The organism is Actinosynnema sp. NPDC002837, from assembly GCF_040295345.1.
Classification (GTDB): domain Bacteria; phylum Actinomycetota; class Actinomycetes; order Mycobacteriales; family Pseudonocardiaceae; genus Actinosynnema.
Map to the genome: position 1 here is coordinate 1 of NZ_JBEOVG010000102.1, position 16,957 is coordinate 16,957.

The following is a 16,957-nucleotide window of genomic DNA, read 5'->3' on the forward strand; positions in this document are numbered from 1 at the left end:
GCCTGTCCGTCGTCCGGTTGCCCGGCCCCAGGGGGATCCCACCCTGGGGCCGGGCACGGTCGTGTTCGGCCCAGCACCACCCCCGGAGCGTGTCCCTTGCGGAATCTCGCCCGTTCACGTGAAGATATCCCGGTCCAGACGCCTGTCGACCGGAGGATTTCCATGACGTCGCCGTACGGGCTGCACCGCGTCCTCGAACCCGCCGGGGTGCTGCCGCAGCAGGCCCTCCGGCTGGACGCCACCCCCGTGTGCGGGCTCGACGAGGTCCTCGTCGACGTCACCCGGCTCAACCTCGACGCCGCCTCCTACCGGCAGCTGCGCGAGCGGCACGGCGTCGACGGCGTCCGCCGCGCCGTGCTGGACATCGTCGCCGACCGCGGCAAGATGCAGAACCCCGTCACCGGATCGGGCGGCATGCTGCTGGGCACGGTCCGCGAGGTCGGCCCCGACTCGCCGCTGGGCCTGCGCGTGGACGACCGGATCGCGACCCTGGTGTCGCTCACCCTCACGCCGCTGCGCATCACCGACGGCCTCGCCGCGTGGGACGGCGCCGACGAGCAGGCGCCGTGCGAGGGCACCGCGGTGCTGTTCGGCCGCTCCATCGCCGCCGTGCTGCCCGACGACCTGCCCGAACCGCTGGCCCTGTCGGTGCTGGACGTGTGCGGCGCGCCCGCGTTGACCGACCGGGTCGTGCGCCGCCGGGACGCGCCGTCGGTGCTGGTCCTGGGCGGCGGCGGCAAGTCGGGGTCGCTGTCGCTGGCCGCCGCCCGCCGCGCCGGCGCGTCCCTGCTCGTCGCCCTGGTGCCGACCGCGGGCGAGGCCGACGCCGTGCGCGCCGCGGGCCTGGCCGACCGGGTGGTCGTCGCCGACGCCCGCGACCCCGTCGCGGTGGCCGAGGCGGTCGGCGACCGCGTGGACGTGACCGTGGTGTGCGTGGACGTGCCCGGCTGCGAGCACGGCGCGATCCTGGCCACCGCCGACGGCGGCACCGTGGTGTTCTTCTCCATGGCCACGTCGTTCCCCGCCGCCGCGCTGGGCGCCGAAGGGCTCGCCGCCGACGTGGAGATGCTCGTCGGCAACGGCTACGTGCCGGGTCACGCCGCGTTCGCCCTGGACCTGCTGCGCGGCGAACCTGCCGTGCGGGCCCTGTTCGAGCACCGGCAGACTCGGCAGGCGTGACTACAGTGAACGGCGACCCGGCGTCGACGCACCCGTCGACGCGCCTGCTCGTGGGCGGGCGCATCCACTCCCCGACCGCTCCCGACGCCACCGCGATGGCGATCACCGACGGCACCGTGGTGTGGCTCGGCCAGGACGGCGCGGGCCGCGCCCTGCACCCCGACGCCGAGGTCGTCGACCTGGACGGCGCGTTCGTCGCCCCGGCGTTCGTCGACGCCCACGTGCACGCCACCTCCGCCGGGCTGCTGCTCACCGGCCTGGACCTCACCGGCTGCCGGTCGCTGACCGAGCTGCTCGACGCCGTGCGCGCCGCCGACGGCCCCCTGGTCTGGGGGCACGGCTGGGACGAGACCCGCTGGCCGGAGAACCGGCCGCCGACCCGGGCCGAACTCGACGACGCCGCCCGCGGCGCCCGGGTCTACCTGTCCCGCATCGACGTGCACTCCGCGCTGGCCTCCACCGCGCTGCTCGACCTCGCCCCCGACGCCCGCGGCGCCGACGGCTGGCACCCCGACGGGCCCCTCTCGCGCGCCGCGCACCACCACGTGCGCCGGGCCGCGAAGGACGCCATCCCCGTCGACCGGCGCCGCGCCGCCCAACGGGCATTCCTTCAGCATGCCGCGTCACGCGGCATCGCGTCGGTGCACGAATGCGCCGGACCCGACATCTCCGGCCGCGACGACCTCGCCGACCTGCTCGCCACCGACCTGCTCGACGTCGCCGGCTACTGGGGCGGCCTCGACCCGGTCGACCTGCCCGTGCGCGGCCTGGCCGGCGACCTGTTCGTCGACGGCGCCCTGGGCTCCCGCACCGCCGCGCTGTGCGAGCCCTACGCCGACGCCGACACCACCGGCGCCCTCTACCTCGACGCCGACGCCGTCGCCGAACACCTCGTCGCCTGCACCCGCGCCGGCCTGCAGGGCGGGTTCCACGTCATCGGCGACGCCGCCGTCGCCACCGTCGTCGACGGCTTCGCCCGGGCCGCCGCGATCGTCGGCGCCCCGGCCCTCGCCGCCCGCCGGCACCGCCTCGAACACCTGGAGATGATCACCGGCGAGCAGGCCGCGCGGCTGGCCTCCTGGGGCGTCGTCGCCTCCGTGCAACCCCTGTTCGACCACGAATGGGGCGGAACCGACGGCATGTACGCCCGACGGCTCGGCGTCGAACGGGGCACCGCGCTCAACCCGTTCTCCCGCCTCGCCGCCGCCGGCATGATCCTCGCCCTGGGCTCCGACGCCCCCGTCACCGCCGTCGACCCGTGGGCCGCGATCAAGGCCGCCGTCCACCACCGCACCGACGGCCACGGCCTCTCCCCGCGGGCCGCGTTCAACGCCCACACCCGCGGCGGCTGGCGCGCCGCCGGCGTCGACGACGGCGTCACCGGCACCCTGCAACCCGGCGCGCCCGCCACCTACGCCGTGTGGGAGGCGGGGGAGCTGGAGGTCGCCGCCCCCGACAGCCGCGTGCAGCGCTGGTCCACCGACCCGCGCTCCCGCGTCCCCGCCCTGCCCGCCCTCGACGGCCCCGCGCCCACGTGCCTGCGCACCGTCCTGCGCGGCCGCACCGTCTACGACCGGGAGGCGTGAGGTGACGGTCTTCCCCTCGGTCCGCTGCGACCGCGACGGGCTCGACGGGATCCTCGAGCCGGCCCGCGGGACGAGGCGACGCGCCCCCGCCACCACCGGGCAACCGCTCCCGCGGGCCACCGATCCGCACATCGGCTGACCGACCCCGAAGAACAGGAGTGAAGCAGATGGCGTTGCTCGACCTCGACCCGAAGGTGGTCGCCACGGCGCGCGAACTCGCCGCCCGCGCCGCCGAACCGGTGGTGGCCCTCGCCCGGGCCCACACCACGGTGGCGGTCGAGCGCGCCACGCTCCGCCTGGCCGGCATCACCGGCGCCGACACCACCCACCGCGCCGGCGACGTCCCCTGGGTCAACCGCGTCGTCGACACCGTCCGCGAGCACTGCGGCCTCGAACACGGCGTCACGCTGCCCGTCTTCCACGCCCTGCGCGAGCACGACCTCGCCACCCTCACCGACCTGGCCGAGGCCACCGCCGCCGGACAGGTCCGCTACACCCTCCCCACCGGCCGCGACCGGGAACGCGCGCGCAAAGCCGCCACCGCCGCCGTCACCAAGGGCCTGCGCACCGTCGACCGCAACCGCGCCCAACGCGACAAGCTCGTCGCCAAACTCGGCGACCCGCCCCGACGCCCCTGGATCTACCTCATCGTCGCCACCGGCGACATCGACGAGGACGTCGTGCAGGCCCGCAACGCCGCCCGCGCCGGCGCCGACATCATCGCCGTCATCCGCTCCACCGGCCAGTCCCTGCTCGACTACGTCCCCGAAGGCGCCACCCACCACGGCTTCGCCGGCACCTACGCCACCCAGGAGAACTTCCGCATCATGCGCGCGGCCCTGGACGAGGTGTCCCACGAGGTCGGCCGGTACGTGCGGCTCACCAACTACGCCTCCGGGCTGTGCATGCCCGAGATCGCCGTCCTCGCCGGCCTGCAACGCCTCGACATGATGCTCAACGACTCCATGTACGGCATCCTGTTCCGCGACATCAACCCGATCCGCACCTTCGTCGACCAGCGGTTCTCCCGCCAGGTCCACGCCCGCGCCGGCATCGTCATCAACACCGGCGAGGACAACTACCTCACCACCGCCGACGCCGTCGACGCCGCGCACACCGTCACCGTGTCCCAGCTGCTCAACGAGCACTTCGCCCACGAAGCAGGCCTGCCCGACCACCTCCTCGGCCTCGGCCACGCCTTCGAGATCAACCCCGCCGTGCCCGAGTCGTTCCGCCTCGAACTCGCCCACGCCCTGCTGGCCCGCGAACTGTTCCCCGACGCGCCGCTGAAGTGGATGCCGCCCACCAAGCACATGACCGGCGACGTGTTCCACGGCTACCTGCTCGACGGGTTCTTCAACCTCGCCGGCCTGCTCACCGGCCAGTCCATCCTGCTCGTCGGCATGATGACCGAAGCCGTCGTCACCCCGTTCCTGTCCGACCGCGACCTCGCCCTGCGCAACGTCCGCTACGTCCTCGACGCCGCCGGCGGACTGCGCGAGGACTTCCGGCCCGCCCCCGACGGACTCATCGTCAAACGCGCCCACCAGGTCCTCGGCGACGCCGTCGACCTGCTCGCCCGCATCGTCGACGACGGCCTGCTCGACGCCATCGCCGACGGCACCTTCGGCCTCATGAAACGCCCCGCCGACGGCGGCAAGGGCGCCGACGGCGTCGTGTCCAAGGCCGACGACTACCACAACCCGGCCGCGGACCTGCTGGAGGCACACCCGTGAAGCGCCACGTCCGCCCCTACGGCGACACCACCGGCGACGGCATGGTGCAGACCTCGTTCACCCTGCCCCTCCCCGCCGGCCCCCACGCCGACGGCGCCGCGCAACAACTCGCGAACAAGATGGGCATCGACCCTGCCATGGTCGTGCACTCCCACCCCGTCGGCGACGACTTCACCTTCTTCGTCGTCTACGGCTCCGTCCGCCACATCGTCGACCTCGACGACGTGCGCGTCGTCGAACGCGAGTACCCGCTGCTGACCCCCGCCGAGATCAACACCGCCCTCAAGAAGCTCCTGCGCCGCAAACTCGTCGTCGTCGGCGCCTGCATCGGCACCGACGCCCACACCGTCGGCATCGACGCCATCCTCAACATCAAGGGCTTCGCCGGCGAGAAAGGCCTCGAGTACTACCGCGAGCTCAAGGTCGTGAACCTCGGCGCGCAGGTCTCCGTGCCCGAACTCGTCCGCCGCGCCCGCGCCGAGAAAGCCGACGCCGTCCTCGTCTCCCAGGTCGTCACCCAACGCGACGCCCACCTCCTCAACACCCGCGAGATGTCCGCCGCGTTCCGCGAGGCCATGGGGGAGCGGCGACCGCTGCTCATCGCCGGCGGACCCCGCTTCGACCCGCTCATGGCCGCCGAGCTGGGCGTGGACCGCGTCTTCGGCCGCGGCACCACACCCGGCGAGGTCGCCAGCTACCTCACCCACGCCATCCGGACCAAAACCACCACCGCCCCGACCGCGACCGCGCGGACCACCGACGCCCGCAAGGAGAACGCGTGAGCCTCACCGAGGGATTCACCGTCACCCACCGCCGCTACGTGCCCCACTCCCACGCCCACTACGGCGGCAACCTCGTCGACGGCGCCTACGGACTCGGCCTGTTCGGCGACGTCGCCACCGAACTGCTCATCCGCACCGACGGCGACGAAGGGCTCTTCGCCGCCTACTCCGCCGTCGAGTTCCTCGCACCCGTCCAGGCAGGCGACGTCATCGAGGCCACCGCCACCCTCGTCCGCGTCGGAACCCGCTCCCGCGAGATCGACTTCGAAGCCCGCGTCGTGTGCCGCAGCGCCCCCGACCGCGGCCCCTCCGCCGCCGACGTCCTCGACCCGCCCGTCGTCGTCACCCGCGCCCGCGGCACCGTCGTCGCACCCGAGAAACCCCAATGACCACGGTGGGTGACCACCCTCGGTGACCACGCCGGGTGAGCGTTCCGTCAGTCGCCGGCCTCGGGGTCCGCGCACACGTCCACCAGGTTCACCCGGTGCTCCAGCCGCAGCTCCTCGGCCAACTCCCCGGCGTCCACCCCGAACGCCTCCACCACCCGCAACGACGCCGGCGTCCCCTCCACCCGCGCCGCGTCCGCCAGGTCGTCCCGGCCCGAGGCCCGCAACTGCGCGGTCAACCGGGCGTGGTTGTCCGCCTGCGTCCGCTCGTCGCGCACCTCCCGCACCCGACGGTCACCGCGCAGCTCGCCCGCCACCCGCCGCATCTCCTCGTCGCTGTCCAACAACACCTGCAACGCCGCGCAGTGCGGCGTCGGGGTGCCCGTGACGTGACGGCCCGGCGCGAACAACGCCACCGCCACGACCACACCCGTGACCAACGCCAGGGCCACGGTCGGCAGCAGCGGTCCGCGGAACACACCCACCACCCTGCCACGCCCCGTGCCCGACCGGCGACCCGACGTCACCGCACGCCCGCACGCGCCCGCACCCCGCCCTCTGCCACTATCGACGCGTGATCAGCATCGACCCGGCCTCGCCCGTGCCGCCCTACGAACAGGTGCGGTCCCAGTTCGCCCGCGCGATCACCGACCGCGACCTGGCCGTCGGCACCCGCCTGCCCACCGTGCGGGCCCTGGCCGCCGACCTCGGCCTCGCCGTCAACACCGTCGCCCGCGCCTACCGCGAACTCGAGGAAGCCGGCCTCATCGAAACCCGCGGCCGCGCCGGCACCGTCGTCAGCGCCGCCGGGCAACGCGGCCGCGAACGCGTCCTGCGCGCCGCCCGCGCCTACGCCGCCACCGCCCGCGACCAGGGCCTCACCGGCGACGAAGCCCTCGACATCGTCCGCGCCGCCCTCACCGACACCCACCACCCGTAGGGTGACGCGCGTGGCCACCGAACCCGCCGCCGACCCCGCCCGGACCCTCGCGGTGCTGTGGCGCACCGGCGCCCACCGCGGCCGCAAGGACCTCGACGTCGACCGCATCGTCACCGCCGCCGTCCACCTCGCCGACACCGAAGGACTCGCCGCGCTGTCCATGCGCCGCGTCGCCGACGCCCTCGGCGTCGGCACCATGTCCCTCTACACCCACGTCCCCGGCAAAGCCGAACTCCTCGACGCCATGGTCGACGCCGTGCACGGCGAGACACCCCGGCCCGCCGACGTGCCCGGCGGGTGGCGCGGCCGGCTCGCCCGCATCGCCCGCGACAACCGCGACCTGCACCTGCGCCACCCCTGGCTGCTGCAGGTCCCCGCCAACCGCGCCGTCCTCGGACCCCACGTCGTCGCCAAGTACGACTACGAACTGCGCGCCGTCGACGGCATCGGCCTGTCCGACCTGGAGATGGACTCCGTCCTCACCCTCGTCCTGGCCCACGTCCGCGCCGCCGTCCAGGTCACCGTCGACGCCGACCGCACCCGCGACCGCACCGGCCTCACCGACGACCAGTGGTGGCAGACCGCCGCGCCGCTGCTCGCCCGCGTCCTGGACCCCGCGCGGTTCCCCGTCGCCGCCCGCGTCGGCGCCGCCGCCGGCCAGACCCACGGCGCCGCCTACGACGGCGACCACGCGTTCACCTTCGGCCTGGACCGCGTCCTGGACGGCATCCAGGCCCTCGTCGACAGCCGTCAGTAGGGGCGCTTCGGCATCATCACCCACAACGCCAGGTAGATCAGGAACTGCGGCCCCGGCAACAGGCACGACAGCACGAACACCCACCGCACCGTGCTCGCCCGCCACCCGTACCGGGCCGCCAGCCCCGCACACACACCCGCGATCACTTTCCGGTCCTGAGGTCTGGTCAACGTGGTCATGCCTCCACCCTCCCCGCGCTCACGCCACCGGACATCGGTGGGAACCCTGATTTCCTACCCCCACCGGCCACGACCCAATCCCGGGGCAACCCCGCACGTCCCCACACGTCACCCCCGCCCACACGGTCACCCGTCCGTGTGATGCTTCGGGGGTGCTCGAGGTCTTACAGGGCGTGCTCGACGCCCAACGGGAATTCACCGACGAGTACACCGACACGATGCGGCGCCGCGGCGAACTCGTCCGCGACCGGATGACCGCGTGGCTGCGGGCCCGCGTGCACTCCGCGAGCCGCTCACCCACACCCCGCGACGGCTGGTACGTCGTGTACCTGTTCGACGCCCGCGGCGAGAGCGTCTACCTCACCCTCATGCAGGGCACCACCACCTGGAACGGCACCTCGCCCGTCGACCGGCCCGTCGCCGAACTGCGCGCCGGCGCCGACCGTGCCCGCGCGGCGCTCGCCCGCGAACTGGCCAGACGACCCGACCTGCTGCCCGCGATCGCGCTCAAGGGCAGCCGAGGCAAACGGGCACGAGGCTACGAGCACGGCACCGTGGCGGCGTTCGACTACCGACGCGACGCCCTCCCGACCGACGACGTCCTCGACACCGACCTGCGGTTCCTCGTCTCCGTGCTGGGACGGCTGCACGAGGTGGAAGAAACCCCCACCCCACCCGGAGACGAGCAGGCGCCCGAAGTCGCCGACGCCGTCGCGTCCGCCGCACGCGCCGCCGGCCGCCGCGGCACCGGCCAGGGCTTCGGGCTCGGCCAAGCCGACCGCACCGCGATCGAGACCCACGCCGTGGCCCGCGCCCGCCGCTACCTGGAGGCACAGGGCTTCACCGTCCTCGACGTCGGCGCGACCGAGTCCTACGACCTCGACGCCACCCGACCCGGCGAACGGCTCTACGTCGAGGTCAAGGGCACCACCTCGAGCGGCGAAGAGGTCGTCCTCACCCGCGACGAGGTCCGGCTCAACGCCGACCGGTACCCGCACACCATGCTCGTCGTCGTCGGCGACATCGCACTGGACCGGAGCACCACACCGCCACGCGCCACCGGCGGCCGCATGAGGGTCGTGCAGCCGTGGAAGGTGGCGGGGGAGGACCTCACGCCCCTGGCCTACCGGTACCGCACGGGTGGGCGCGGCGGTGGCGGGTCACGACCGGGTGCGGGGTCGTGACCGGCGGCTCGTAGGCTGAACCGGTGGTCGCAGCCCCCGTGACGCCGGATCAACCCGTCGCCGACACGCCCCCCGCCCGCCGCCGGGACGTGCGCGGCACGCTGCTGCGGACCCTGCTGGCCGCCGTCGGCGGGGCCGCGGTGTTCCTCAGCTTCCCCCCGCGCACGACCTGGTGGCTCGCGCCCGTCGGGTTCGCCGTCCTCGGCCTGCTCCTGCACGGCCGCCGCGCCCGCGCCGGGTTCGGCCTCGGCCTGGTGTGGGGCCTGGCGTTCATGGCGCCCCTGCTGCGCTGGACCGGCGAGTTCGTCGGCCTCATCGCCTGGCTCCCGCTCGCCCTGCTGTGCGCGGTCCTCGTCGCCGTCGGCACCGCGGTCATGGCGGTGGTGTCCCGGCTGCCCGGCGCGCCGCTGTGGATGGCGCTGGTGTGGGTCGCCGACGAGGCCCTGCGCGCCGTCGTGCCCTTCGGCGGCTTCCCCTGGGGCAAGATCGCCTTCGGCCAACCCGAAGGCTGGTACCTGCCGCTGGCCTCCCTCGGCGGCGCGCCCCTGATCGGGTTCGCCGTCGCCCTCACCGGCCTCGGCGCCGCCCACCTCGTCCGCGACTGGCGCGTCGGCGCGCCCGCCCTCGTGCTGCCCCTCGCCGCCGGCATCGCCGCCACGACCTTCGTGCACACCGACCCCGACCAGGGCGTCGCCACCGTCGCCGCGGTCCAGGGCAACGTGCCCCGCGCCGGCCTCGACTTCAACGCCCAGCGCCGCGCCGTGCTCGACAACCACGTCGCCCGCACCCTGCAACTGGCCGAGGACGTCCGCGCCGGCCGCGCCGAACAACCCGACCTGGTCATCTGGCCGGAGAACTCCTCCGACATCGACCCCTTCCGCAACGTCGACGCCGCCAACCAGATCCAGCGCGCCACCGAGGCCATCGGCGTGCCCGTCGCCGTCGGCGCCGTCGTCATCGACCCCGACGACAAGCTGCCCCGCAACACCGTCGTGCTCTACGAACCCGGCGTCGGCCCCACCGACACCTACACCAAGCGGCAGCTGCAGCCCTTCGGCGAGACCATGCCCTACCGCGAGTTCTTCCGGATCTTCACCGACACCGTCGACCGCGCCGGCACCTTCCAACCCGGCACCGACCCCGAGGGCTTCACCATGGGCCCCGCCAAGGTCGCCATCGACACCTGCTACGAGGTCGCGTTCGACGGCGTCGTCCGCGACTCGATCACCGAAGGCGCGAACCTCATCGCCATCCCCACCAACAACGCCACCTTCGGCTACACCGAGATGACCTACCAGCAACTGGCCATGTCCCGCGTCCGCGCCGTCGAACACGGCAAATCCGTGATCGTGTCCGCCACGAGCGGCGTGTCCGCCATCGTGCGGCCGGACGGGTCCGTCACCCAGCGGACCGGCCTGTTCACCGCCGACGCGCTGGTGGCCACGGTCCCGCTGCGCGGGGAGGCTACGCTGGCCACCCGGCTCGGCGCATGGCCCGAGTGGGTGATGACCGCTCTGGGCCTGACGGCCGTGGCGATCGCCTTGACAGTGACACGACGACGGACGCGTCCGACCCCTGGTGCGGGGGTCGGCGAGGAGGACACGGATGGCGGACCAGCAGGCGCAGCCTGACCGCGAGCTCGGGCCGGTGCTGGTGGTGATCCCGACCTACAACGAGCGGGACAACATCGGGAAGATCGTGCAGCGGCTGCACACCGCGCTGCCGGACGTGCACGCCCTCGTGGTGGACGACGGCAGCCCCGACGGCACAGGACAGCTGGCCGACGAGATGGCCGCCGCCGACGACCGCGTGCACGTGCTGCACCGCACGGAGAAAGCCGGCCTCGGCGCCGCCTACATCGCCGGCTTCGGCTGGGGCACCGACCGCGGCTACCAGGTGCTCGTGGAGATGGACGCCGACGGCTCCCACGCCCCCGAGGACCTGCCCCGCATGCTCGACGCCCTGCACGACGCGGACCTCGTGATCGGCTCCCGCTACGTGCCCGGCGGCACCGTGGTCAACTGGCCCAAGAAGCGCGAGTTCCTCTCCCGCGGCGCCAACCTGTACTCGCGGCTCGCGCTCGGCGCGTCGGTCAAGGACATCACCGCGGGCTTCCGCGCCTACCGCACCGACGTGCTGCGCAACCTCAAGCTCCACAACGTCGCCTCCGCGGGCTACTGCTTCCAGATCGACCTCGCCTGGCGCACCATCGAACTCGGCTACCGGGTCGTCGAGGTGCCCATCACGTTCACCGAGCGTGAGATCGGCGTGTCGAAGATGAGCGGCGACATCGTCCGCGAAGCGCTCATCCGCGTCACCAAGTGGGGCCTGCGCCGCCGCGGCACCCAGCTGCGGGACCTGCTCGCCCCCAAGAAGACCAAGACCCCCAGCAACCGCTAGACCCCCGCGCACGCCGAAGGGGCCCACCGGAGAGATCCGGTGGGCCCCTTCGCACGTCGACGCGGTCAGGCGGTGCGGGTGCGCCGCCCCTTCAGCTCCTCCAGCCGCTCGTCCAGCAGCTCTTCGAGCTCCGGGATCGTGCGCCGCTCCAGGAGCATGTCCCAGTGCGTGCGCGGCGGCTTGACCTTCTTCGCCTCCGGCTCGGCGCCGTCGATGATCTTCGACTCCTGGCCGTGCAGGCGGCACTCCCAGGTGTGGGGGATCTCGGCGTCGTCGGAGAACGGGACCTCGAAGTCGTGGCCCTTGGGGCAGGCGTACCGCACCGACCGGCGCGGGGCGAGGTCGTGATTGCGGTCGGTCTCGTAGCTGACTGCTCCGAGCCGGCTACCCCGTAGAACGCGGTCGGCCATGGCGGTGTCCTTTCGCTCGGCTCAGGGCCGGGGCCCAGGCTTGTTGCTCACCGAGTGCAACGATCGGACTGCTCCGTTCGTTCCCGGCTTCACGGTCATCGTCGCCCACAGTGACGTCTTTCACCCGTCAACGAAGGCTTCCTCCTAAGGGATGCAATCGCGGCCGGATCGTGACGCGTTATCAAGCTACCGGGCGACTCCATCACACCGATGGAGTAGTCCTGGCAGAAGTCGTGCGGCTGCGACAGCTTAGACCGACCACGCAGGGCGACGTTACGGCGGGTTTAACTCGCCGGTAGTGACGTCCGTCATGGTTACGGTTACGCAAAGTTATTTCACGAAGTTCGGGGGAGGTCGCCACGCTGGGTGGCCGGTCGAGTGTGCTCGGTGGCGGACATGAGGATGAATCACCCGTCCGGACCGCACCCAAACGTCCAATCGGACGCTTTATCCGATCGATGACTTCAGTGTCACTCGAAAGAGTGCTTTTCGGCGAGTCGGTCGAGCAGCTCCCGTTGGGCCTTCACCAGCTTTACCCGCGCCTCGACCAGAGGAAACCAGGCCACCCGGTCCACCTCGGGGAACTCGCGCACCGTCCCGGACCCTCGCGGCCACTCCAGGGTGAACGTCCCCGGAACCACCCGATCGGGGTCCAGGTCGCCCTCCAGGGCCCACGCGGTCACGACCTTGCCGCCGGACTGCCGGACCTCGCCCAACGGCACCAGCTCGCCCTCGGGCACCGGCAGCCCCAGCTCCTCGGCGAACTCCCGGCGGGCGGTCGCCTCCAGGTCCTCCCCGTCCTCCGGCTCGCCCTTGGGGATCGACCACGCGCCCTCGTCCCGCCGCGCCCAGAACGGGCCGCCCATGTGGCCCAGCAGCACCTGCCGCCCGCCGTCGACCACCCGGTGCAGCAGGATCCCGGCACTGCGCCCGCCCGTCACGACCGACGCCCCGTCCCGCACCCGCCCACCCGACCGGTCCCGACGCGCACGGTGACGCACACGGTCCCGGCGCACGCAGTCCTCATGCGCACAGTGTGACCGTTCCCGCCCGTCACGTCCTGTGCCGGGTGCGCATGTGGATCTGCTCGCCCTGCTTGCCGAACAGGCTCAGGATCTCCACCGGCTCCGGACCCGCCGGCCCGAACCAGTGCGGCAGCCGCGTGTCGAACTCCGCCGCCTCGCCGGGCCCCAGCACCACGTCGTGGTCGGCCAGGATCAGCCGCAGCCGCCCCGACAGCACGTAGAGCCACTCGTAGCCGGTGTGCGTGCGCGGATCCGGCTCGCCCCGATCGGGGATGATCATCTTGAACGCCTGCAGGCCGCCCGGCTGCTGGGTCAGCGGGAGCACGGTCATGCCGTTGCGGCGCACCGGCACCGGCCTGATCCGCGGATCGCCCACCGGCGGCGCGCCCACCAGCTCGTCCAGCGGCACGCGGTGCGCCCGCGCGATCGGCAGCAGCAGCTCCAGGCTCGGCCGCCGCTGCCCCGACTCCAGGCGCGACAGGGTGCTCTTGGAGATCCCCGTCGCCTCCGCCAGGTCGGCCAGCGTCGCGCCCCGGCTCGTGCGGATGTGGCGCAGCCGCTCGCCGACCTTGTCCAGCACCTCGTCGGTCGGGTCGTCGGCGGTGTCGCCCGCGTCGCTCATGCGTGTCGTCCCGGGATCGGCAACAGGGATTGCCATTGTGGGACGACGGGAGGGTGGACGTCCAGCCGGGTCAGGTGAGGCTGAGCTGCCGGCCGTTCACGGTGTGCGGGCCGAGGTCGCCGGTGCGGTAGTGCGTGCGGCACAGCACCTGGTAGCGGACCTCCACGGTGTCCGCGGCGACCGTGTCGGCGACCAGCACGGTGTCCCCGGCGCGCACCACGTCGCCGTCGTGGACGCGGGCGTTGAACCGGCCCGGGCGCCCGCACCAGCACAGCACCTCGACCTGGATCGCGTTGAGCTCGTCGGCCAGCTCGAACAGCCGCTGCGAACCCGGGAACAGGCAGCTGCGGAAGTCGGTGGCCAGGCCGAAGCAGTAGACCTCGAGGTGGGCGTCGTCGGCGAGCTCGGCGAGCTGGTCGACCTGCTCGGCGGAGAGGAACTGGGCCTCGTCGACGATGACGTAGTCGACCCGGCTGCCCCGCGACCAGTGCTCCCGCACCAGCGCGCACAGGTCCATCTCCTCGTGGACCTCCAGCGCGTGGCGGACCAGGCCCATGCGGCTGGAGATGGTGGGCGTGCCGGAGCGGTCGTGGCGCACCAGCAGCAGCCCGCGGCGGCCCTGGCGGGCCTGGTTGTGGTCGATCTGCAGGGCCAGCGTCGACTTGCCGCAGTCCATGGGCCCGAAGAAGAACCTCAGCCTCCCGGTGGGCGGCAGGCCGCGGCCGACCCCGGCTGCGGGCACGGAGGACAGCGCGTCGGTCGGGTCCGGGGCGGGGATGATCGGTTCCACGGCGGGCCACCCTAGTGCGCGGTATCAGCGGGGCCGCCGCGACCTCCTCCGTGCGGTGGACGGAGTCGCCCCGCCCGGGGCGGCCCGACACCGCGGCCGTCCGCGCCGGGCCGGCCGACGACGTCCGAGGAGGAGTCATGCGCAGGATCGTCGCGTTGCTCGCGTTACCCCTGGTGGTGCTGGGGCTCGCCGTGTCGTCACCGGGTACCGCCGGTGCCGCGCCCGCCGGGGCGTGCACGTCGACCACCACGATCGAAACGCTCAAGTGGGCGCCGAACGGCAACGGCTACCTCGAGCCTGTCGGCACCTACTTCCACAACTACGTCGGCTCGGCGATGGCCGGCCTCGGCAGCTACCGGATCTGGCACGTCACCTACCGGGCCAACGGCGGCCTGGTGTTCCCCGTCTACGACTCCGCCTACGCGGTGCGCTGCAACCCCGACGGCACCGCCACCGCCCAGGTGGACCTCACCCGCACCGCGGAGGACACGCTGACGTCGTTCGACCTGCGCTGCGGCACGGCGGCGTTCACCGCGGGCAACACCTCCTACAGTCACGTCGGCAGCCGCTCGTCGTTCGGCACGACGTGGCGGTACTGGGGCACCACCGCGTCCACGTCGACGTTGCTGTACTGGGGTGTGACCGCGGCGCGCTGCGAGTAGGCGGCACCCGCGGGTGGCGCGTCGCGCGGGGCGACGCGCCACCCGCTCAGCGGACCGCGACGGCGTCGACCTCGAACAGCATCCCGGGCAGGGCGAGCGTGGCCACGCCGAGCAGGGTCTGCGCGGGTGGCCGGTCGCCCCAGATGCGGAGCGCGTGGTCCCGCAGCACGGTGAGCCGGTCGGCGTCGTGGCCGACGACGTAGGTGCCCAGGCGGGCGACGTGGCGGTAGTCCAGGCCGACCGCGCGCAGGGCGGTGCCGAGGTTGGCGTACGCGCGGTCGACCTGTTCGGCGAAGTCGTCGGACACGAGGCGCCCGTCGGCGTCGCAGCCGTACTGGCCGGCGACGAACACCAGGTCGCCGGTGGTGGCGGCGACGTGGCTGTAGCCGTAGCCGGTGGGGTCGGGCAGCGCGTCGGGGTTGGCGAGGGTGTGGGGCACGGTCGAGCGTCCTTCCGGTCGTGTCGGGTGTCGGGTGTCAGGTGAGTCGGGCGCGGGTGGCGGCGGGGGCGTCGGGGTCGGCGCGGCGCACGTCGGCGTCGAGGTCGGCGAGGGTGCGGCCGGCCAGTTCGCGGCGCCAGGCCAGGTCGGCGCGGGTCATGGCGGAGTCGATGGCGCAGCGGGTGGTGTGGGGGCCGCCCGCGCGGATCTCGGTGCAGCGGAACGCGGGGTCGGCGCCGTCGACGGCCGCGACGACGTCCATGAGGGTCACGGCGTGCGGCGGCCGGTCGAGCAGGTAGCCGCCGCGCGGGCCGGGGGTGGAGCGCACGATGCCGGCCCGGCCGAGGGCCTGCAGCTGCTTGGTGAGGTAGGCGGCCGGCAGGCCGTGCAGCGCGGCGAGGCGGGCGGCGGGGACGGGGGTCCCGCCCGCCCAGGACAGGTCCAGGCAGCAGTGCAGGGCCCATTCGACGCCCTCGGCCATCTTCACGGTCACCACCCTAACCCGATCCTGGACATCCGGTATCCAGATTTATTGCCGAGATATATCGCGAAGCGGTATAACGTGCGGTGTGAGAGGTATGTCGGAGCAGGTGTTCCTGGTGCTCACCGCGTTGGCGGAGGAGCCGTTGCACGGCTACGCGATCGTGCGCGCGGTCGACGGGCTGTCGGAGGGTCGGATGCGGTTGCGGGTCGGCACGCTCTACGGGGTGCTGGACCGGCTGGTCGCGGAGGGCCTGGCCGAGCGCGACCGCGAGGAGGTGCACCAGGGTCGGCTTCGCCGCTACTACCGGCTGACCGACGCCGGTGTGCGGGTGTTGTCGGCCGAGGTGGCCCGGTTGTCGGCGAACGTGCGCGCCGCGTCGTCGGTGCTGAAGGCGAGGGGTGCGCTGTGAGGTCGGACGCGGGGCGGTCCCACGCCGGGAGGTCGAACCTGGAACGCCGGTACCGGTCGCTGCTGCGGGTGCTGCCCGCCTGGTACCGCGCGGAGCGCGAGGAGGAGATGGTCGGCATCTTCCTGGCGGACCGCACCGACGACCTGGACCTGGAGCACGGCTGGCCGGGGTGGGGCGAGGCGGGCGCGACGGCGGCGCTGGCGGTGCGGGTGCGGCTGGGCGAGCGGCGCGCGGCGGGGACCGTGCTGCGGGTGCTGGCGCTGACCGGGCTGCTGGGTCAGCTGGTGGCCTCGGCGCAGTCGTGGACGGTGATCGCCCGGCTCGGCCCCGGCGTCGACGTGCAGGGCTGGTGGTACGACGCGGTGGCGGTGGTGGCGTTCGCGGCGCTGGTCGGCGGCCGCCGCGCGTGGGGCCGGGTCGCCGGGGGTGTGCTGGGCGCGGTGTCGCTGGTGTCGGCGGTGTGGTCGATGGCGGCGGGGTTCCCGCCGTGGTGGCCGCTGCTGTGGCACGGCCCGGCGCTGCTGACCGCGGTGGCGGTGGTGGTCCAGGTCGCGCAGTTCGCGGGCCGGGGCGCCCAGGCCGGTCATGGCGAGGCGGCGGGTTTCCAGGCGGTCGGTGCGGTAGCGGGGGAAGGCCAGGCGCAGGGCGCAGTCCAGCATGCCGAGGTGGTAGCGGATGAGCTCCACGATCCGCTGCGGCGGCGGGGGACGGTCGGCCTGCCACGCGAGGTCCGCCGCCCAGCCGGACAGCCGGCCGTACTGGGCCGCCACGGCACGTCCGCTGCGCGCCACTTCCCACGACGGCTCACCGGGTTGCGCGCAGTCGGCGATCACCGCCTCCGCCCGATCCTGCAACGCCACGGCCTGGACCACGACCTCCAGCAACGCACCCAGCCGCACGAGTTCCGCCGCTGCCGGATCGAGCACGACGCTCGGTTCGGCACGGCCCTGTGCCCGGCGCGGACGGATGCGCACGGCTCACGGTACC

General features: G+C 73.5%; 21 protein-coding genes. 12 read left to right on the plus strand and 9 right to left on the minus strand.

The features are described 5' to 3' along the window. The first annotated feature begins 162 nt into the window (after positions 1 to 162). The 5 genes from kdd (at position 163) to kal (ending at position 5,672) form a co-directional block, all read left to right on the plus strand. On the plus strand, positions 163 to 1,179 hold the full coding sequence (gene kdd / locus ABTZ99_RS38665) for an L-erythro-3,5-diaminohexanoate dehydrogenase (protein WP_499618031.1): 1,017 nt from the start codon (positions 163 to 165) through the stop codon (positions 1,177 to 1,179). Then, positions 1,176 to 2,765 (plus strand): amidohydrolase, encoded by a 1,590-nt coding sequence (locus ABTZ99_RS38670; RefSeq protein ID WP_499618032.1) that lies wholly within the window; start codon positions 1,176 to 1,178, stop codon positions 2,763 to 2,765. Before kdd ends, ABTZ99_RS38670 begins: the two co-directional genes overlap by 4 nt. Positions 2,766 to 2,932: 167 nt before the next feature. After that, complete coding sequence (gene kamD / locus ABTZ99_RS38675; protein WP_499618033.1) at positions 2,933 to 4,501, plus strand: lysine 5,6-aminomutase subunit alpha; 1,569 nt, start codon at positions 2,933 to 2,935, stop codon at positions 4,499 to 4,501. Then, positions 4,498 to 5,283 carry a lysine 5,6-aminomutase subunit beta gene (kamE, locus tag ABTZ99_RS38680; protein WP_498781496.1) on the plus strand — a complete coding sequence of 262 codons (786 nt, stop codon included), beginning with the start codon at positions 4,498 to 4,500 and terminating at the stop codon, positions 5,281 to 5,283. The genes kamD and kamE overlap by 4 nt, the downstream gene beginning before the upstream one ends. Beyond that, on the plus strand, positions 5,280 to 5,672 hold the full coding sequence (gene kal / locus ABTZ99_RS38685) for a 3-aminobutyryl-CoA ammonia lyase (RefSeq protein WP_498781494.1): 393 nt from the start codon (positions 5,280 to 5,282) through the stop codon (positions 5,670 to 5,672). Before kamE ends, kal begins: the two co-directional genes overlap by 4 nt. Before the next feature lie 47 nt (positions 5,673 to 5,719). Here the strand turns inward: kal and ABTZ99_RS38690 are convergent, their stop codons facing one another. Next, a complete protein-coding gene (locus tag ABTZ99_RS38690) occupies positions 5,720 to 6,148 on the minus strand; it encodes a hypothetical protein (protein WP_498781493.1) in 429 nt (142 codons plus the stop codon). Between the two features lie 95 nt (positions 6,149 to 6,243). Between ABTZ99_RS38690 and ABTZ99_RS38695 the strand changes: the two genes are divergently transcribed. Next, positions 6,244 to 6,609 (plus strand): GntR family transcriptional regulator, encoded by a 366-nt coding sequence (locus ABTZ99_RS38695; RefSeq protein WP_498781491.1) that lies wholly within the window; start codon positions 6,244 to 6,246, stop codon positions 6,607 to 6,609. A gap of 10 nt (positions 6,610 to 6,619) precedes the next feature. After that, entirely contained in the window at positions 6,620 to 7,366 is a 747-nt protein-coding gene (locus ABTZ99_RS38700) for a TetR/AcrR family transcriptional regulator (protein ID WP_498781490.1), read from the plus strand. Here ABTZ99_RS38700 and ABTZ99_RS38705 read toward each other — a convergent pair. Next, positions 7,360 to 7,545 carry a PspC domain-containing protein gene (locus ABTZ99_RS38705; protein WP_141974906.1) on the minus strand — a complete coding sequence of 62 codons (186 nt, stop codon included), beginning with the start codon at positions 7,543 to 7,545 and terminating at the stop codon, positions 7,360 to 7,362. The genes ABTZ99_RS38700 and ABTZ99_RS38705 overlap by 7 nt on opposite strands. Positions 7,546 to 7,697: 152 nt before the next feature. On the opposite strand from ABTZ99_RS38705, the gene ABTZ99_RS38710 reads away from it, so the two are divergent. Genes ABTZ99_RS38710 through ABTZ99_RS38720 form a run of 3 tightly spaced genes read left to right on the plus strand, consistent with a single transcriptional unit; the run spans position 7,698 to position 11,129 of the window. Beyond that, positions 7,698 to 8,729 carry an MrcB family domain-containing protein gene (locus ABTZ99_RS38710; RefSeq protein WP_499618034.1) on the plus strand — a complete coding sequence of 344 codons (1,032 nt, stop codon included), beginning with the start codon at positions 7,698 to 7,700 and terminating at the stop codon, positions 8,727 to 8,729. 23 nt (positions 8,730 to 8,752) lie between these two features. Then, on the plus strand, positions 8,753 to 10,360 hold the full coding sequence (lnt, locus tag ABTZ99_RS38715) for an apolipoprotein N-acyltransferase (protein ID WP_498781485.1): 1,608 nt from the start codon (positions 8,753 to 8,755) through the stop codon (positions 10,358 to 10,360). After that, complete coding sequence (locus tag ABTZ99_RS38720; protein WP_499618035.1) at positions 10,335 to 11,129, plus strand: polyprenol monophosphomannose synthase; 795 nt, start codon at positions 10,335 to 10,337, stop codon at positions 11,127 to 11,129. The genes lnt and ABTZ99_RS38720 overlap by 26 nt, the downstream gene beginning before the upstream one ends. 65 nt (positions 11,130 to 11,194) lie before the next feature. On the opposite strand, the gene ABTZ99_RS38725 is transcribed toward ABTZ99_RS38720, so the two are convergent. The 4 genes from ABTZ99_RS38725 to ABTZ99_RS38740 form a co-directional block, all read right to left on the minus strand. Next, positions 11,195 to 11,539, minus strand: a complete 345-nt coding sequence (locus ABTZ99_RS38725) for an RNA polymerase-binding protein RbpA (protein WP_053722354.1) — start codon at positions 11,537 to 11,539, stop codon at positions 11,195 to 11,197. A 470-nt stretch (positions 11,540 to 12,009) separates the two neighbouring features. After that, on the minus strand, positions 12,010 to 12,480 hold the full coding sequence (locus tag ABTZ99_RS38730) for an NUDIX hydrolase (protein WP_498781579.1): 471 nt from the start codon (positions 12,478 to 12,480) through the stop codon (positions 12,010 to 12,012). Between the two features lie 112 nt (positions 12,481 to 12,592). After that, complete coding sequence (locus tag ABTZ99_RS38735) at positions 12,593 to 13,186, minus strand: helix-turn-helix domain-containing protein (protein ID WP_499618036.1); 594 nt, start codon at positions 13,184 to 13,186, stop codon at positions 12,593 to 12,595. A 70-nt stretch (positions 13,187 to 13,256) separates the two neighbouring features. Further along, on the minus strand, positions 13,257 to 13,976 hold the full coding sequence (locus ABTZ99_RS38740) for a thymidine kinase (RefSeq protein ID WP_498781479.1): 720 nt from the start codon (positions 13,974 to 13,976) through the stop codon (positions 13,257 to 13,259). Between the two features lie 137 nt (positions 13,977 to 14,113). On the opposite strand from ABTZ99_RS38740, the gene ABTZ99_RS38745 reads away from it, so the two are divergent. Then, positions 14,114 to 14,638, plus strand: a complete 525-nt coding sequence (locus tag ABTZ99_RS38745; RefSeq protein ID WP_498781478.1) for a hypothetical protein — start codon at positions 14,114 to 14,116, stop codon at positions 14,636 to 14,638. Positions 14,639 to 14,684: 46 nt separating this feature from the next. Here ABTZ99_RS38745 and ABTZ99_RS38750 read toward each other — a convergent pair whose 3' ends face one another. Next, complete coding sequence (locus ABTZ99_RS38750) at positions 14,685 to 15,077, minus strand: RidA family protein (RefSeq protein ID WP_498778575.1); 393 nt, start codon at positions 15,075 to 15,077, stop codon at positions 14,685 to 14,687. A gap of 37 nt (positions 15,078 to 15,114) precedes the next feature. Next, entirely contained in the window at positions 15,115 to 15,564 is a 450-nt protein-coding gene (locus ABTZ99_RS38755) for an RrF2 family transcriptional regulator (protein WP_498778721.1), read from the minus strand. 91 nt (positions 15,565 to 15,655) lie between these two features. On the opposite strand from ABTZ99_RS38755, the gene ABTZ99_RS38760 reads away from it, so the two are divergent. Continuing rightward, entirely contained in the window at positions 15,656 to 15,970 is a 315-nt protein-coding gene (locus tag ABTZ99_RS38760; protein ID WP_184929076.1) for a PadR family transcriptional regulator, read from the plus strand. On the opposite strand, the gene ABTZ99_RS38765 is transcribed toward ABTZ99_RS38760, so the two are convergent. Further along, positions 15,862 to 16,944 carry a hypothetical protein gene (locus ABTZ99_RS38765; RefSeq protein ID WP_499618037.1) on the minus strand — a complete coding sequence of 361 codons (1,083 nt, stop codon included), beginning with the start codon at positions 16,942 to 16,944 and terminating at the stop codon, positions 15,862 to 15,864. The genes ABTZ99_RS38760 and ABTZ99_RS38765 overlap by 109 nt on opposite strands. Positions 16,945 to 16,957: the final 13 nt, after the last annotated feature.

Excerpts from the sequence above, each read along its gene's own strand:
- ABTZ99_RS38760 (WP_184929076.1), top strand. The coding sequence starts at position 15,656 with ATGTCGGAGCAGGTGTTCCTGGTGCTCACCGCGTTGGCGGAGGAGCCG.
- ABTZ99_RS38705 (WP_141974906.1), bottom strand. The coding sequence starts at position 7,545 with ATGACCACGTTGACCAGACCTCAGGACCGGAAAGTGATCGCGGGTGTG.
- ABTZ99_RS38720 (WP_499618035.1), top strand. The coding sequence starts at position 10,335 with ATGGCGGACCAGCAGGCGCAGCCTGACCGCGAGCTCGGGCCGGTGCTG.
- ABTZ99_RS38725 (WP_053722354.1), bottom strand. The coding sequence starts at position 11,539 with ATGGCCGACCGCGTTCTACGGGGTAGCCGGCTCGGAGCAGTCAGCTAC.
- kdd (WP_499618031.1), top strand. The coding sequence starts at position 163 with ATGACGTCGCCGTACGGGCTGCACCGCGTCCTCGAACCCGCCGGGGTG.
- ABTZ99_RS38745 (WP_498781478.1), top strand. The coding sequence starts at position 14,114 with ATGCGCAGGATCGTCGCGTTGCTCGCGTTACCCCTGGTGGTGCTGGGG.
- kamD (WP_499618033.1), top strand. The coding sequence starts at position 2,933 with ATGGCGTTGCTCGACCTCGACCCGAAGGTGGTCGCCACGGCGCGCGAA.
- ABTZ99_RS38735 (WP_499618036.1), bottom strand. The coding sequence starts at position 13,186 with ATGAGCGACGCGGGCGACACCGCCGACGACCCGACCGACGAGGTGCTG.